At 63.2% G+C, this 14,643-nt stretch carries 14 protein-coding genes; 2 read left to right on the forward strand and 12 right to left on the reverse strand.

The window, feature by feature from the left end; genetic code table 11:
• Positions 1 to 15: 15 nt before the first annotated feature.
• The 4 genes from AC1D0N_RS16825 to AC1D0N_RS16840 form a co-directional block, all read right to left on the reverse strand.
• On the reverse strand, positions 16 to 432 hold the full coding sequence (locus AC1D0N_RS16825) for a GFA family protein (protein ID WP_477245752.1): 417 nt from the start codon (positions 430 to 432) through the stop codon (positions 16 to 18).
• Between the two features lie 39 nt (positions 433 to 471).
• Entirely contained in the window at positions 472 to 936 is a 465-nt protein-coding gene (locus AC1D0N_RS16830; RefSeq protein WP_477245754.1) for an SRPBCC family protein, read from the reverse strand.
• Positions 933 to 1,253 carry an ArsR/SmtB family transcription factor gene (locus AC1D0N_RS16835; RefSeq protein WP_477245756.1) on the reverse strand — a complete coding sequence of 107 codons (321 nt, stop codon included), beginning with the start codon at positions 1,251 to 1,253 and terminating at the stop codon, positions 933 to 935. Before AC1D0N_RS16835 ends, AC1D0N_RS16830 begins: the two co-directional genes overlap by 4 nt.
• Before the next feature lie 367 nt (positions 1,254 to 1,620).
• A complete protein-coding gene (locus AC1D0N_RS16840) occupies positions 1,621 to 2,817 on the reverse strand; it encodes an acyl-CoA dehydrogenase (protein WP_477245758.1) in 1,197 nt (398 codons plus the stop codon).
• A gap of 110 nt (positions 2,818 to 2,927) precedes the next feature.
• Between AC1D0N_RS16840 and AC1D0N_RS16845 the strand changes: the two genes are divergently transcribed.
• Positions 2,928 to 3,851 (forward strand): LysR family transcriptional regulator, encoded by a 924-nt coding sequence (locus AC1D0N_RS16845; protein ID WP_477245760.1) that lies wholly within the window; start codon positions 2,928 to 2,930, stop codon positions 3,849 to 3,851.
• Here AC1D0N_RS16845 and AC1D0N_RS16850 read toward each other — a convergent pair.
• The gene (locus tag AC1D0N_RS16850) at positions 3,836 to 4,729 is read right to left on the reverse strand and encodes an SDR family oxidoreductase (RefSeq protein ID WP_477245762.1); all 894 of its coding nucleotides are present in this window, start codon (positions 4,727 to 4,729) and stop codon (positions 3,836 to 3,838) included. The two genes, AC1D0N_RS16845 and AC1D0N_RS16850, sit on opposite strands and share 16 nt — an antisense overlap.
• 127 nt (positions 4,730 to 4,856) lie before the next feature.
• Between AC1D0N_RS16850 and AC1D0N_RS16855 the strand changes: the two genes are divergently transcribed.
• Positions 4,857 to 5,822, forward strand: coding sequence for an AraC family transcriptional regulator (locus AC1D0N_RS16855; RefSeq protein WP_477245764.1), 966 nt, complete (start codon positions 4,857 to 4,859; stop codon positions 5,820 to 5,822).
• A gap of 9 nt (positions 5,823 to 5,831) precedes the next feature.
• Here the strand turns inward: AC1D0N_RS16855 and AC1D0N_RS16860 are convergent, their stop codons facing one another.
• The 7 genes from AC1D0N_RS16860 to AC1D0N_RS16890 all read right to left on the reverse strand — a co-directional run bounded on the left by AC1D0N_RS16860 (position 5,832) and on the right by AC1D0N_RS16890 (position 14,624).
• Positions 5,832 to 8,150 (reverse strand): Tex family protein, encoded by a 2,319-nt coding sequence (locus AC1D0N_RS16860; RefSeq protein WP_477245766.1) that lies wholly within the window; start codon positions 8,148 to 8,150, stop codon positions 5,832 to 5,834.
• Positions 8,151 to 8,278: 128 nt separating this feature from the next.
• Positions 8,279 to 9,454 carry a serine hydrolase domain-containing protein gene (locus AC1D0N_RS16865; RefSeq protein WP_477245768.1) on the reverse strand — a complete coding sequence of 392 codons (1,176 nt, stop codon included), beginning with the start codon at positions 9,452 to 9,454 and terminating at the stop codon, positions 8,279 to 8,281.
• Between the two features lie 44 nt (positions 9,455 to 9,498).
• On the reverse strand, positions 9,499 to 10,695 hold the full coding sequence (locus tag AC1D0N_RS16870) for a serine hydrolase domain-containing protein (protein WP_477245770.1): 1,197 nt from the start codon (positions 10,693 to 10,695) through the stop codon (positions 9,499 to 9,501).
• A gap of 63 nt (positions 10,696 to 10,758) precedes the next feature.
• Positions 10,759 to 11,793, reverse strand: a complete 1,035-nt coding sequence (locus AC1D0N_RS16875; RefSeq protein WP_477245772.1) for an ABC transporter substrate-binding protein — start codon at positions 11,791 to 11,793, stop codon at positions 10,759 to 10,761.
• Between the two features lie 23 nt (positions 11,794 to 11,816).
• Positions 11,817 to 12,617 (reverse strand): ABC transporter permease, encoded by an 801-nt coding sequence (locus AC1D0N_RS16880; RefSeq protein ID WP_477245774.1) that lies wholly within the window; start codon positions 12,615 to 12,617, stop codon positions 11,817 to 11,819.
• The gene (locus AC1D0N_RS16885; protein WP_477245776.1) at positions 12,610 to 13,530 is read right to left on the reverse strand and encodes an ABC transporter permease; all 921 of its coding nucleotides are present in this window, start codon (positions 13,528 to 13,530) and stop codon (positions 12,610 to 12,612) included. Before AC1D0N_RS16885 ends, AC1D0N_RS16880 begins: the two co-directional genes overlap by 8 nt.
• Positions 13,530 to 14,624 (reverse strand): ABC transporter ATP-binding protein, encoded by a 1,095-nt coding sequence (locus AC1D0N_RS16890; protein ID WP_477245777.1) that lies wholly within the window; start codon positions 14,622 to 14,624, stop codon positions 13,530 to 13,532. The genes AC1D0N_RS16885 and AC1D0N_RS16890 overlap by 1 nt, the downstream gene beginning before the upstream one ends.
• Between the last annotated feature and the right edge of the window lie 19 nt (positions 14,625 to 14,643).

The raw sequence follows: 14,643 nt of genomic DNA on the forward strand, positions 1-14,643 counted from the left end.
ATTGCTCCAGCGGATTCATCCGGTCGGCATGCGCTCGAATGCCTGCAGGGCGGGATCGATCGTGTCCCAGGCGTGGCCGCGAATGCCGTAGGTGAGCACTTGCGGCTGGAACTGGCCGGGATCGTCAAGGCTGGTTGCGTGGATCGCTATCAGCTCGGGCATGGCGACGAATGTCAGGTAGACCGGCGTTCCGCAGGTCGGGCAGAAGGCGTGGATTTTTTCGTTGCCGCTGTCACCTTTTATCCGCCAGGTTTTCGCCTCGCCTGTAATCGCCATATCGGCGCGCCGGGCAAAGGTCAGATAGGAGCCATGCCCGGTGCCGCTGCGCTTCTGGCAATCGAGGCATTGGCAATGGTTCTCGAAGATGGGTTCGCTGCTGGTTTCATAACGGATCGCGCCACACGCACATCCGCCGCTATATCGCTTGCTCATGGTCATTCTCCGCTGGCGGATTTGCTGATTGGCAAGGGATCAGGCCGATTTCGGTTTGGCGAAAACGTCGATGCCGCTGCCGGTTTCCAGCAAGGATTTCAGGCTGGACAGCACGACCGGCCAACCCTGGCTGATGCCTTTCGCCATGCCGCTGCCGGCTTCGAGTTCGTCATGGGTGACGGTCAGCCGGACCATATCGTCGTATTCCTCGATGCCGAAGGTCACGCGACTGTAGGCTCCCGGATCGGCGGCCTGCGAAGGGCTCGCCCAGGTGATGACGAGACGGGTTGGCGGCGAGACCTCGACGACCTCACCGACAATCTGGACGGTCCGCTCATCATTGGCGCGGATATGTTCCCATTTCGATCCGGGCTTCCAGTCGGAGACGTTCTCGTGGCCCCAATAACGCCTTGCAACGTCTGGTTTGGTGATGGCTTCGAACACTTTTTGCGGCGTTGAGCGAATATAGGTCACGTAGACAAAGCTGGTCGTTTCCCTGGTCATTGGTCGTCTCCTTCGAGTTCTTTTTTCAAATCGTGCAGCAGGCTGAGCCGCTGCTGTTCGAATTTCCGCACCCAGCGCTCGTAGATGTCGTGCAGCGGCACCGGGTTGATGAAGTGCAGCTTTTCGCGGCCGCGCTTGACCGTGCTCACCAGATTGGCCGCCTCCAGCAGGTCGATGTGCTGGGTGGCCGATTGCCTTGCCATATCAAGGTTTTCGCAAAGCTGGCCGAGCGTCTGCCCGTTCTTCTCATGGAGAAGGTCGAGCAGCCTTCTGCGTGTCGGGTCGCCCAGCGCCTTGAAAACCTTGTCAGCGTCCATCGGTCTCGCTCGTTGTTGAGGCTATTATATGCAGGTAAATACCTGCATGTCAAATGGCAACTTTCTCGCGCTCGCCGCGACGAGCGAGGCAACTGGCGCGGGCGTGATCGATGCCACACATCTGAAAGCCCACCGAAGGGGGCCAGCGAAAGGGAGAGTCCGTCGTCTTTAGGGGGACGAGAAGCGGCCTGAACTCCAGGCCGCACGCGGTTTGCGACGCCGATGACTATCGTCGTGCAGCATTGAACGCGAGTCGGCAGGCCTAGGGATACGACCGATGCGCCCACGCCTTCATGAGCGCCATCGCCTTCGCGGCAACCAGCATCTTCTGACTAAAAGTCCTGAGCCCAGGCAGCTCTTGCAGGGCTTAGAAAAACGCCTGCAACCCGGTCTGCGCCCGCCCGAGGATCAGCGCATGCACGTCATGCGTGCCCTCATAGGTGTTGACCGTCTCCAAATTCTGCGCGTGGCGCATGACGTGGTAGCCGATCTGGATGCCGTTGCCGCCATGCATGTCGCGGGCCTGGCGGGCGATGTCGAGCGCCTTGCCGCAATTGTTGCGCTTCACGATGGAGATCATCTCCGGCGCCATCTTGCCTTCGTCCATCAGCCGGCCGACCCGCAAGGACGCCTGCAGCGCCAGCGCGATCTCGGTCTGCATGTCGGCGAGCTTCTTCTGGTAAAGCTGCGTGCCGGCCAGCGGCTTGCCGAACTGCTTGCGGTCGAGGCCGTATTGGCGCGCCCGATGCCAGCAATCCTCGGCCGCACCCATCGCACCCCAGGAAATGCCATAGCGCGCCCGGTTGAGGCAGCCGAACGGACCGGCGAGGCCCTTGGCGTTGGGCAGCAGCGCATCCTCGCCGACCTCGACGCCTTCCATCACCACTTCGCCGGTGATCGAGGCGCGCAGGCTGAGCTTGCCGCCGATCTTCGGCGCCGACAGGCCCTTCATGCCCTTTTCCAGCACGAAGCCGCGAATTTCGTCCTTGCCGTTCTCGCCCTTCAACTTCGCCCAGACGACGAACACATCGGCGATCGGCGCGTTGGAAATCCACATCTTCGAGCCGGAAATCTTGTAGCCGTTGGCTGTCTTCTCGGCCCGCGTCTTCATGCCGCCGGGATCGGAGCCGGCATCCGGCTCGGTCAGGCCGAAACAGCCAATCCACTCGCCACTGGCGAGCTTTGGCAGATATTTCTTGCGCTGTGCCTCCGAGCCATAGGCATGGATCGGATACATCACCAGCGACGACTGCACTGACATCATCGAGCGATAGCCACTATCGACGCGCTCGACTTCCCGCGCCACCAGCCCGTAGGTGACATAGTTGGCGCCGAGCCCGCCATATTCCTCGGGAACGGTCAGGCCGAGCAGACCTGCCTCGCCCATCTCGCGGAAGATGCCGGCATCGGTCTTTTCCTCGAGATAGGCTTCCTCGATCTTCGGCGCCAGTTTGTCGGCGGCAAACGCCGCGGCGCCGTCGCGCACCATGCGCTCGTCTTCCGAAAGCTGGTCCTCGATCAGGAAGGGATCTTCCCAGACGAACGCGTTCTTGTCGGCGGCCATGGCTCTCGGTCTCTCCCAGCGAAAAATCTGAAGTGCCCGGCTTATCCGCCTCCGCCTCCGAAAAATCAAACGAAATTGCTTCACCGATCAATGAGCGTTAGTAATGGATCATGAGTGTCCAACGCCGCCTTCTGCCAAGCACCAGCGCCCTTGCCGCCTTCGAGGCGGTGGCCCGTCTGGGCAGTTTTACCGCCGCCGCCCAGGAGCTCGATCTCACCCAAGGCGCTGTCAGTCGACAGATCGGGCTCTTGGAGGATCAATTCGGCCGCCGGCTGTTCGAGCGAGACAGCCGCAATGTCCGGCTGTCTACGGCAGGCGAAATCTATGCCGACGCGGTGCGGTTAGCGCTTGGTCAGTTGCGCGACGCCGCCCTTGGATTGATGAGCAATCGGCATAGTGGCATCCTTAACCTTGCGATCTTACCAACCTTCGGCACCCGCTGGCTGATGCCGATGATCCCCGATTTCGTCGAAAGCAACCCTGATATCACCATCAATTTCGTCACCCGCGTCGGCCGCTTCGACTTTGCCCGCGAGCGGCTGGATGCCGCCATCCACTATGGCTTGCCCGACTGGCCTGAGGCCGACTCGACGCTGCTGGTGCGCGAAACAGTCGCCCCGGTGGTCTCGCCCGAATTCCTGGCCGGGCGCGCCATTACCGCGCCGGCCGATCTCGGCCGCCTGCCGCTGCTGCACATGGCGACGCGCCCCGGTGCCTGGACGGAATGGTTCGAGCATCAGGGTCTGAGCGCGCCGACCGGGCCGGGCATGCAGTTCGAACAATTCGGCACCGCCGCCCAGGCCTGCATGGCCGGACTCGGCGTGGCACTGCTGCCGCAAATCCTCATCGCCGGCGAATTGCAGCGCGGCCAGCTGCTGCCGGCGCCCGGCCAGCCGATGCAAAGCCGCAGCGCCTATTACCTGGTCGTGCCGCACGACAAGCGCGGCCATCCGCCGGTCGCCAGTTTTCGCGACTGGCTGCTCACGCATGTCGGCAAGAAGGGCGAAGCCGTCCCCGCTCAGCCGCCGAAATAGCGGGGATGGTCGAGGTCGGCGATCAGCCCGGACTCTCGCGGCTGCCATCCCAGAACGTCGCGGGTCTGCTGGCTCGACGCCGGCCAGTCCAGGCCAAAGAAGTGCCCGACAAAGCCGAAATGTCCGGCCGCCTCCTCATGGGTCTTGGCGACCACCGGCAGGTTCAGCCGCCGGCCGATGATCTCGGCGATCTCCAGGGTCGGCACGCCTTGATCGGCGACGGCATGATAGCGGGCGCCCCCAACCCCCTTCTCGAGCGCCAGCCTGAAAAGAGCGGCGGCATCGAGCCGGTGCACCGCCGGCCAACGGTTGAGCCCGTCGCCAACATAGGCTGAAACGCCCTTGTCGCGCGCGATATCGATCAACATTGGAACGAAGCCATGATCGCCATCGCCGTGCACCGAGGGCGAAAGGCGCACCGTCGAGGCACGCACGCCACGCGCCGCGAGTGCTGCGGCCGTCACTTCCGAGGCGCGGCGATAGGAGGCGGAGGGAGGCACAGGCGCATGATCCTCGGTCGCCACGCTGCCTTGCGACAGCACCGCGAGCCCCGAGGTAACCAGCAGCGGGCGCTCGGACCCTTCGAGAACCGCGCCGAGCACCTCGATGGCGCGCCGGTCCGCCGCGCAATTCTCGGCAAACTTCGAGAAGTCGTGGTTGAAGGCGGTATGGATCACCCCGTCCGATCGGGCCGCGCCACTGCGGAGGCTTTCAAGGTCCGTGATATCGCCGCGATGCGCCTCGGCACCAGCGGCGACGACCGCCTTGGCGCCTGCATCCGAACGGGCAAGGCCAAGGACCTGATGGCCCGCGTTGAGGAGCTCCTGCACAACGGCGGAACCGACGAAACCTGTAGCTCCGGTGACAAATACCCGCATCGGGATTTCTCCTTTGTTTGGTTCGAAAGCTGCGGGGGCAGCCTGTTGCCAAAGGAGATACGGGATTGAGGAAATACGATCTATGCTGTAAAGTCCGTGATATCTTCGCGATCGTCCGGAACAGTGCATGGATCCCCTCTCAGACGTGCTGTCGCTGCTGAAGCCGCGCAACTACCTCTCGGCCGGCCTGGAGGCGGGTGGGGACTGGTCGATCCAGTTCCCCGACCAGCAGGCAGCCATCAAATGCGGCGCCGTGGTTTCCGGCCAATGCTGGCTGTCGGTGGAGGGCGTCACGGATGCGGTTCGGCTGGAGACGGGCGACTGTTTCCTGCTACCGCGCGGACGGCCTTTCCGCCTTGCCAGCGACATGAGCCTGACGCCGGTCGATGCCCGCACGGTTTTTTCACCCGCCCGCACCGGCGGCATCACCGCGCACAATGGCGGCGGCGATTTTCTTCTTGTCAGCAGCCGCTTTGCCCTATCCGGCGACCACGCCGGCATCCTGTTGCGGATGCTGCCGCCCATCGTCCACATCCGCAAGGAGACCGACCATCCGGTGCTGCGCTGGCCCGTCGAGCGGATGATGCAGGAACTGCGCGTGCCTCAGCCGGGCGGCTTCCTGGTCGTCGAGCACCTCGCCCACATGATCCTGATCGAGGCCCTGCGGCTGCATATGGCGGAAGGGCCGCGCGGTGGCGTCGGCTGGCTCTTCGCGCTGGCGGACAGGCAGATGGGCGCGGCGATCAACGCCATGCATGACGATCCGGCACATGGCTGGACCTTGCAGGAGCTTGGAGAGCGCGCCGGCATGTCGCGCTCGACCTTTGCGCTGAAATTCAAGCAAACGGTGGGCACGTCCGCCATGGACTATCTGACGCGCTGGCGCATGCTGCTGGCCGGCGACAGGCTGGCGAATTCCGGCGATCCCGTTTCGGTCATTGCGCTGTCGCTCGGCTATGAATCCGAAAGCGCCTTCAGCACCGCTTTCAAGCGGGTGATGGGCTGTTCGCCACGCCAATATGGCCGTGGCCGGGCGTCCGCAGGCGAGGCGGAAGCCGCCAACGCCAATCGGATCGCAGCCGTCGCCAGCTGACCTGCCCGGCTACTTCCGCTTCAGCGCATCCGCCAATGCAGCGCCGAACGCACCTTGCTGAGCTGGCCTTTCCGGCTGGCGCAGCGGTGCCGGCGAGCGTGGCGCCGGCTTGTTGCCATTGTCGCGCGGTCCTCCGCGCGAGGCGCCACCGTCGCCGTCCTTGCGCATCGACAGCGCGATGCGCTTGCGCTTGATGTCGACCTCGACGACGCGCACCTTCACGACGTCGCCGGCTTTGACCACCTCATGCGCGTCCTTGACGAAGCGGTCGGCCAGTTGCGAGACATGCACCAGCCCGTCCTGATGCACGCCGATATCGACGAAGGCGCCGAAGGCGGCGACATTGGTGACCGTGCCTTCCAGGAGCATGCCGGGCTTCAGATCCTTGATGTCGTCGATGCCGTCGGCAAAGGTCGCGGTCTTGAAGCCGGGACGCGGATCGCGGCCGGGCTTTTCCAGCTCCGCCAGGATGTCGCGCACCGTCGGCAGGCCAAAACGCTCATCGACGAAGACGCGCGGGTCGAGCGCCTTCAGCACCGCGCTGTCGCCCATCAGCGAGCGCACATCGCGGCCGCAGGCCGCGACGATCTTCTTGGCCACGCCATAGGCTTCCGGATGCACCGACGAGGCATCGAGCGGCTCGCTGCCATTGGCAATGCGCAGGAAGCCGGCAGATTGTTCGAACGCGCGCGGCCCAAGCCGCGCCACCTTGAGCAAATCCTTGCGGCTGGCGAAGGGTCCTGTCGCATCGCGATGCGCAACGATCGCTTCGGCCAGCGACGCGCCAAGGCCTGAAACCCGTGCCAGCAGCGGCGCCGATGCGGTATTCAAGTCGACGCCGACGGCATTGACCGCGTCTTCGACGACAGCCTCCAGCGAACGGCCGAGCCGGTACTGGTCGACATCGTGCTGATATTGGCCGACGCCGATCGACTTGGGCTCGATCTTGACCAGTTCGGCCAGCGGATCCTGCAGCCGCCGGGCGATCGACACCGCGCCGCGCAGCGACACGTCGAGGCCGGGAAATTCAGCTGCCGCTGTCGCTGAAGCCGAGTACACCGAGGCGCCGGCCTCGCTGACGATCACCTTGAGCGGCTTTGGCCCGGCATCGGCAGGCATCTCGGACAGCATGTCGGCCACCAGCTTTTCCGTCTCGCGGCTGCCAGTGCCGTTGCCGATCGAAATCAGCTCGACCTTGTGCAGGCGAATGAGCTTGGCCAGTTCCGCTTGCGTGCCGCGCACATCGTTCCTGGGCGGAAAAGGATAGACGGTCGTCGTCGTCAGCACCTTGCCGGTACCGTCCACCACCGCCACCTTGACGCCGGTGCGGATGCCGGGGTCGAGCCCCATCGTGGCGCGCGAGCCGGCGGGTGCGGCGAGCAGCAGATCTTTCAGGTTACGGGCGAAGACATGGATCGCCTCTTCCTCGGCCCGCTCGCGCAGATCGCGCATCAGATCGAGCGTCAGATGCAGCGAAAGCTTGATGCGCCAGGTCCAGCCGGCGACCTCCATCAGCCAGCGGTCGCCAGGCAGGCTGCCACCGATGGCATAGGAGTTGGCGATCATGCGCTCGACCGGCTTCACCGGCGACGCATCGTCGGCATCGACCTCGATGTCGAGCGACAGCACTTCCTCGTTGCGGCCGCGCAGCATCGCCAGCGCGCGATGACTCGGCACCGTGGCCCAGCGCTCGACATGGTCGAAATAGTCGGAGAATTTCGCACCAGCCTCCTGCTTGCCGTCGACGACCCTGGCCCGCATGAAGGCGCGTTCCTTCATGTAGCTTCGCAATTTGCCGACCAGATCGGCATTTTCGGCGAATTGTTCCGACAGGATGTCGCGCGCGCCGTCGAGCGCCGCCTTGGCATCCGCCACCTCTTCGCCGAGATAGGCCAGCGCCAGTTCGGCCGGCACCAGCGCACGATCAGCAAGGATGGCCTCGGCCAGCGGCCCCAGCCCGCGCTCACGCGCGATCTCGGCTTTGGTCCTCCGCTTCGGCTTGTAGGGCAGATAGATGTCTTCCAGTTCGGCCTTGGTGGTTGTTGCCGCGATCTTGCCTTCCAGTTCCGCCGTGAGCTTGCCCTGCTCGCGGATCGAACCGAGAATGGTGTCGCGCCGCGCCTCGAGTTCGCGCAGATAGGCAAGCCGCTCGGCCAGCAGGCGCAACTGCGTGTCATCAAGCCCGCCGGTGACTTCCTTGCGGTAGCGCGCCACGAACGGCACCGTCGCCCCTTCGTCCAGCAATTCGATCGCCGCCGCAGCCTGTTCAGGCCGTGAAGCAATCTCGGCTGCAATGAGGGCTGCGATGCGCTTGATGTCGGATGCCATGTCGTTCCTGTACCCAGTCGAAAAGAGCGGCGACCATAGGCGCTGCGCATCGCCACGCCAACCGCGGCGTTTTCAACCCCCAAAAAGGTCCACAGGAAAGCGCACCGAAGTCCGGATGCCCGGCGTGCCTAAACCAGCCGGCTGAGCGCCTCCAAAAAGGCGACGATCTCGACATCCAGCGGGTCATTGACCGGTACCGGTTGCGACGACATCTTTGCGATCACCACTTCTGCTTGCGGATTGACGTAGAGCCATTGACCATGGATGCCGATGCCGCAGAAAGCGCCGCTTGTCGCACCGGTCTGATACCATTTGTTGCGGTAGCGTCCCCCAGGAAACAGGAACGCCATGGTGCCGCGCTGCCAGGCATCGAGGCTGCCGCCGGTGGCAACCGTATCGCGCACCCAGGCTTCCGGCACGATGCGGCGGCCATTGGCCATTCCACCTTGCCGCATCATTTCGCCGACTCGCGCCAGGTCGCGCGGCGTCACCGAAATGCCGCCGGCCGTGCGCGCGGTGCCTTCCATGTCGACGCCGACAGAGGCTTCGCTGACAGCGCCAAGCGGCAGCCAGAGTTTCTCGCGCATCAGATCGGCAAAACGCTGGCCCGACGCGCGTTCGAGCAGAATGCCGAGCAAGTCGGAATTGGGCGAGCGATAGCGGAAAGTCTGGCCATGCGGCTCGGCAAGGCGCTGCAGCGTCAGGATGAATTCACGCAGGCTTTCCGTACCGCCGCCCGGATTCCACAGCGTGGCGCGACGGTAGCGGGCAAAGGCGCTTTCCGGGTCGAGATAGGCCTCCTCAAAATCCAGGCTGACCGTCATGTCGAGCACATGGCGCACGCTGGCATCGCCATAGGCCGAACCGGCAGCTTCAGGAATGTAGTGCGTGACAGGGGCTTGCGGATCGAAAATCCCCTCGCCTTCCAGTATCCCGGCGATGATGGCGGTGACCGACTTGCTGATCGAAAAGATGATGTGGCGCGCGCCGAACTCCATATGCGGCGCGAACCAGTCGCCGACGACCTTGCCGCCTTTCATAATGGCCAGCGCGTCGGTATCGGAACGCTTGAGAAAGGCCGCAACGGTCTCCGCGCCATTCGGCAAGGCGATCTTCTTGCCGAGCAACCCGCCAAGATCCTGAGCCGGCGCCTCGCTGCCACCCGCCGCCACGCGGGCAGTCGGCACCAGTTCGCCGAGGTTCTGGAACGACCACCTGTTGTAGGGGTTTTCCCGCCAGTTGCCGAGCAGCACCTGATTACGGGCAAAGCCATATCGGATCTCGAACGCGGTCGTGCCGGTCATGGCGTCTCCTCAGAATTTTCTTGTTGGCTGTTTCTTCTTGGGGCTCAGGCCAGTGCCGCGGCAATCGCGTGCACGGCCTTCAGCGTCGCCACCGAATAGGCGATGTTGGTGAAATCCGGATAGGTCGAAAGCTTCACCACGACCATCCTCGTATCCCAGTCGATGTGGATCATTTGCCCGAACACGCCCCGGCACATCAGCGCGCGTGAACGCGGGTCTTCGATCCAGAACTGGTTGCGGTAGCTGCCTTCCGGCAGGCTGGGATTGAAATCCGGTCCGTGCCGGCCGTTGCGCGTCGCCTCGATCCACTCGGCCGGCACCACGCCGCCGCCATTGTCCAGGATCAGCTGGCCGAAGCGGCCATAGTCGCGCAGCGTCGCGTTGAAGCCGCCATCGGCCACCGCATAGCCGGTGCTGTCGACGGTGAAGCAGGCGCTTTCATCGGCGCCGAGCTTTTGCCAGATCTCTTCGGAAACCAGCTGCGGCAGCCGCTTGCCGGTCACCCGCTCCATGATGAAGGCGAGCACGTCGGTCTCGATCGAGCGGTATTCGAATGCAGCGCCATGCGGCCGGCTTTGCTCCTTCAGGCCCAGGATCAGTTCGAACATATGCGACGGCCAGCGAAAGTCCGGATCGCTGCCCGGCGGCACCGGCTTCCAGCCGGTCGCGACATCGACCTGGCCGATGTCGGAATAGGGGTCGGTGTATTCCTCGGAGAAGCGCACGCCGCTGGTCATGTCCAGCACATGCTGGACGCTGGCGCCGGCCCAGCCGGTGGCGGCCAACTCCAGCAGATAGGTCGTCACCGGCAGCGCCGGATCGATCAGGCCGCGCCCGACCAATATGCCGAACACAGATGATGTCACCGACTTCGCCATCGACTGCGACAGATGCAGCGAGCGGTCGGTCATGCCGTTGAAATAGCGCTCATAGGCGACCTTGCCGTCCTTGAGCACGAGGAAACCGTCCGTGTAGGTTTCGTCGAGCAGCCCGGCCAATGTCGTCGGCTGACCCGTACTGTCCACCACCGGCAGCGGATCGAGATCGACTTCTGCCCGCTCGAGCCGGTGCCGATGGCCGTTGCCGCGCCACACCTCGGCGGTCGGCAGGAATTCACGGATGTGCTGGAACGCCCAGCGATTCCACGGGCCCCTGTCCCAGTCGAGCTTCGGCAGAACCATCTGCGGCGGCGAGCCCTGCATGATCGGCGGCGCCGGATCGCTGTTGCGATAGGAGTCCATGATTTCATGTCCTGACGAGAAACGGACCCGGCGGCGGCTGCCGCCGGGTCCGTCTTGAGGCGGCTACTTCTGCAGTTCGGTCCAGATCTTGGTGTAGAGATCCTGGATTTCCGGCGCACACATCTGTTGCAGCTCGGCATGCGGCTTGTCAGCTTCAGGAATGACCACTTCCGGCGCATCCTTCATGTCGGCCGGCATGTATTTGTCGGAGCCGGTGATGGCATTGGCATAGCGGTGGAAAGCCGACAAGCCGGCGGCGTTCTCAGGATCCATGATGAAGTTCTGGAACAGCTTGGCGTTCTCGACATTCTTGGCTTCCTTGAGAACGACCAGGTTGTCGCTCCACAGGCCATAGCCTTCCTTCGGATAGAAGTAGTGAATGGCCGGGTTGGCCAGCCGCTGGCGCAGCGCCGAGCCATTCCAGTCGCTGGTCGCCTTGAAGTCGCCGGCGCCCATCTTCTCGATGGTGTTGTATTCCATGGCGATCCAGTTCGGCTTGGCCGCGACAAGCGTGTCGCGCACCTTCTTCAGCACCTCCTTGTCGGTGGTGCATTGCTGGCCGCCGACATATTTGATCGCCGCAAAGATCACGTCGTTCATCTCGGGAACGACATTGACCTTGCCCTTGAGCTCATCAGGCGTGTTGAAGATGATGCCCCAGCTGTCGGCAGGACCCTTGTAGGCATCGGTGTTGACGACGACGCCGACCGTACCGAGCGCCCACGGCACCGAGTATTTGCGGCCTGGGTCGAAATCGGGATTGGCCCATTCGGGCGCCACGTTCTTGAAATTCTCCATCTTGCCCGGATCGGTCTCGAGCACGAGGCCTTCCTTGATCCAGATCGGCACGTAGGTCTGCGACGGCACCGCGATGTCGAAGCCGGTACCGCCCTGGCGCACCTTGGCCAGCGCCGTGTCGTTCGAATCGTAATCGGTGATGGTGACCTTGATGTTATACTTGGCCTCGAACTTCTTGATCACGTCGGGGCTGGTGTAGTTGCCCCAATTGTAGATGTTCAGTACGCCGTCGGCGCGAGCCAGGCTCGTCGTTGCGAGCAGCGCCAACCCGATGGCGGTCGCCGTTGTCTTCCAGTTCATGGTTTTAACTCCCATTTGTAGGTTCAGTCCCGTTTCCTGCTGATGAAGAAAAACAACGTCACGATGGCGACCGACAAGAGCAGGAACACGGTCGAAATCGCGTTTATCTCAGGGGTTATTCCCCGTCTTATCTGGCCGAGCATGTAGGTCGGTAGCGTGTCCTGGCCACCCGATTTGACGAACTCGGTGATGACAACGTCGTCGAGCGAAATCACAAAAGCCAGCATCAGCCCGGCCAATATGCCGGGCCACAGCAGCGGCAGCGTGATGCGCCGGAACGTCCGCCACGGCGTCGCATAGAGATCGGCTGCGGCGCGCTCCAGCGTCAGGTCCATATTCTCCAGCCGCGCGCGGATCGGCAAATAGGCGAACGGAATGCAGAACGCGGTATGCGCGGCGATCAGATAGCCAAGGCCGGAATAGCCGGTAAAAATCTTGACGCGCGAGAAGAAGATCAGCAGCGCCACGCCGGTGACGATCTCGGGCACCATCAACGGCTGGTTGATCGCCGCATATTTGAAGGTCAGGCCCGGATAGGCCGCCGTGCGGGTTGTGGCCAGCGCCGCCATGGTGGCGGCGACGGTCGCAAGCGTCGCGGCAATGGCGGCGATCTGGAACGACCGCAGCGTCGCATCGATCACCTGCGTGTTCTGCCACGCCGACTGGAACCATTTGAGCGAGAAGCCGCCCCATTCGGACGTCGATGTCGCCGCATTGAACGCATAGGCGACCAGCACGACAATCGGCAGATAGAGCACGACAAAGCAGGTCGCTGCGATCGCGGTGAATCCTGGCTGGTGCTTGATGGAGAAGGTCCTAGCCATGCCGCACCTCGGATCTGCCGGCATTGCGCACATAGGCAAGCAGGGCAACCATGACGATGACCATGACGGCGATCGACAGCGCCGAGCCGAGCGGCCAGTTGCGGCCCTGGCCGAACTGCAATTCGATCAGGTTGGACAGCATCATGTTCTTGCCGCCACCGAGCACGCTCGGCGTCACATAGGCGCCAAGCGCCGGGATGAAGACCAGGATCGAGCCGGCGATGACGCCGGGTTTGACCAGCGGGAAAATGATCCTCCGCAGCACCTTGAAGCGTGTCGCGTAGAGATCGTAGCCCGCCTCGACCAGGCGAAAATCGAGCTTTTCCATGCTGGCATAGATCGGCAGCACCATCAGCGGCAGATAGACATAGGCCATGCCTATAAGGATCGCGGTATCGGTGTAGAGCATCTGGATCGGCGCCGAGATGATGCCAAGCTTGAGCAGTATCGTGTTGATGATGCCCTCATTGCGGATGATCTGCAGCACCGCGAAAGTGCGGATCAAAAGGTTGGTCCAGAACGGTATGGTGATCAGGAACAGCCAGAGGTCGCGCGTCTTTTCGCTGCGCGTCGCCATGAAATAGGCGGTCGGGAAACCCAGCGCCAAAGTCGCGATCGTCGTCACGATCGCCAGTTTGATGGAGCGCCAGAAAATGGTGACGTGGGCAGCGGCGACCGAAAGCGTGTCGTCGAAGATGTCGCGTTCCATGAACACCGACACCCAGGCCTCCGGCGAGAACTGCCATTTGACGTCGCCATAGGAACCCGGCGTCAGGAACGAATAGACCAGCACGATCAGCAACGGACCGGTCGCCGCCAGAAGGATGATCAACAGTGCCGGCGCCGACAACAGCCAACGATCGCGAACGTCGCGCCGCTCGGCCGCCCTGGCCACTTCCTCCGCGCTTGCCATCAGTCCCTCAGCACTTGCGCGGCATCATTGCCGATCGAAATGCCTACCTTGTCGCCACGCTCGAAGCCGCAGCCTGCGCTGCGCGTGTTCTGCTGGCGCACGGTGAAGGCTTCGCCGCTGTCCAGTTGGACATGGATATGCGTGTCGGTGCCGAAATAGACGATGTTTTCAACGATCCCCGACAGGTCGCCCTTGCCCTTGGTCAGCTTGGCATGCTCGGGCCGCACCACCAGGGTGGCGTTGTCCTTCGGCTGGAAGCCTTCAGCCACGGTCGCGTCGATCGTCGCGCCGGATTTGAGCGTCGCCCGTGCCTTGCCATTGCCGATGCCTGATATGGCCGCGGTCAGGAAATTGGTTTCGCCGATGAAGTCGGCGACGAACCGTTCCGCCGGCTTGTCGTAGATATCCCAGGGCGAGCCGACCTGCAGGATCTTGCCTGACGACATCACCGCAATGCGGTCCGACATGGTCAGCGCTTCTTCCTGGTCATGGGTGACGAAGATGAAAGTGATGCCGGTCTCGTGCTGCAGCCGCTTCAGCTCGATCTGCATTTCCTTGCGCAATTTGTAGTCGAGCGCCGACAGCGGCTCGTCGAGCAGCAGCACCTTCGGCTGCGGCGCCAAGGCGCGGGCCAGCGCCACGCGCTGCTGCTGGCCGCCGGAAATCTGGCTGGTGCGGCGCGACGCCAACGCCTCCATCTTGACCAGCTTCAGCATCTCGTCGACGCGGGCCTTGATCTCGGCCTTCGGCTTGCCCAGCATTTCCAGGCCAAAGCCGATATTCTGCGCCACCGTCATATGCGGGAACAGCGCATAGGACTGGAACACAGTGTTGACCGGCCGCTTGAACGGCGGCAGCAGCGCGATGTCGTCGCCGTAGAGCAGGATTTCGCCGGCGCTTGGAAAGTCGAAGCCGGCGATCAGCCTGAGCAGCGTCGTCTTTCCGCAGCCCGAAGGCCCCAGCAGCGTGAAGAATTCGTTTTCGCGGATCGACACTGAGACCGTGTCGAGAGCAGCGACCTGGCTCTCGCCCGAGCCGAACACCTTGCGCACGCCACGGACTTCGATCGCATTTCTACCCGGTTGTTCCGGCACGCAGTACCCCACTGAAATA

The organism is Mesorhizobium sp. P2_E10 (assembly GCF_056404235.1).

Excerpts from the sequence above, each read along its gene's own strand:
- AC1D0N_RS16825 (WP_477245752.1), bottom strand. The coding sequence starts at position 432 with ATGAGCAAGCGATATAGCGGCGGATGTGCGTGTGGCGCGATCCGTTAT.
- AC1D0N_RS16830 (WP_477245754.1), bottom strand. The coding sequence starts at position 936 with ATGACCAGGGAAACGACCAGCTTTGTCTACGTGACCTATATTCGCTCA.
- AC1D0N_RS16835 (WP_477245756.1), bottom strand. The coding sequence starts at position 1,253 with ATGGACGCTGACAAGGTTTTCAAGGCGCTGGGCGACCCGACACGCAGA.
- AC1D0N_RS16840 (WP_477245758.1), bottom strand. The coding sequence starts at position 2,817 with ATGGCCGCCGACAAGAACGCGTTCGTCTGGGAAGATCCCTTCCTGATC.
- AC1D0N_RS16845 (WP_477245760.1), top strand. The coding sequence starts at position 2,928 with ATGAGTGTCCAACGCCGCCTTCTGCCAAGCACCAGCGCCCTTGCCGCC.
- AC1D0N_RS16850 (WP_477245762.1), bottom strand. The coding sequence starts at position 4,729 with ATGCGGGTATTTGTCACCGGAGCTACAGGTTTCGTCGGTTCCGCCGTT.
- AC1D0N_RS16855 (WP_477245764.1), top strand. The coding sequence starts at position 4,857 with ATGGATCCCCTCTCAGACGTGCTGTCGCTGCTGAAGCCGCGCAACTAC.
- AC1D0N_RS16860 (WP_477245766.1), bottom strand. The coding sequence starts at position 8,150 with ATGGCATCCGACATCAAGCGCATCGCAGCCCTCATTGCAGCCGAGATT.
- AC1D0N_RS16865 (WP_477245768.1), bottom strand. The coding sequence starts at position 9,454 with ATGACCGGCACGACCGCGTTCGAGATCCGATATGGCTTTGCCCGTAAT.
- AC1D0N_RS16870 (WP_477245770.1), bottom strand. The coding sequence starts at position 10,695 with ATGGACTCCTATCGCAACAGCGATCCGGCGCCGCCGATCATGCAGGGC.
- AC1D0N_RS16875 (WP_477245772.1), bottom strand. The coding sequence starts at position 11,793 with ATGAACTGGAAGACAACGGCGACCGCCATCGGGTTGGCGCTGCTCGCA.
- AC1D0N_RS16880 (WP_477245774.1), bottom strand. The coding sequence starts at position 12,617 with ATGGCTAGGACCTTCTCCATCAAGCACCAGCCAGGATTCACCGCGATC.
- AC1D0N_RS16885 (WP_477245776.1), bottom strand. The coding sequence starts at position 13,530 with ATGGCAAGCGCGGAGGAAGTGGCCAGGGCGGCCGAGCGGCGCGACGTT.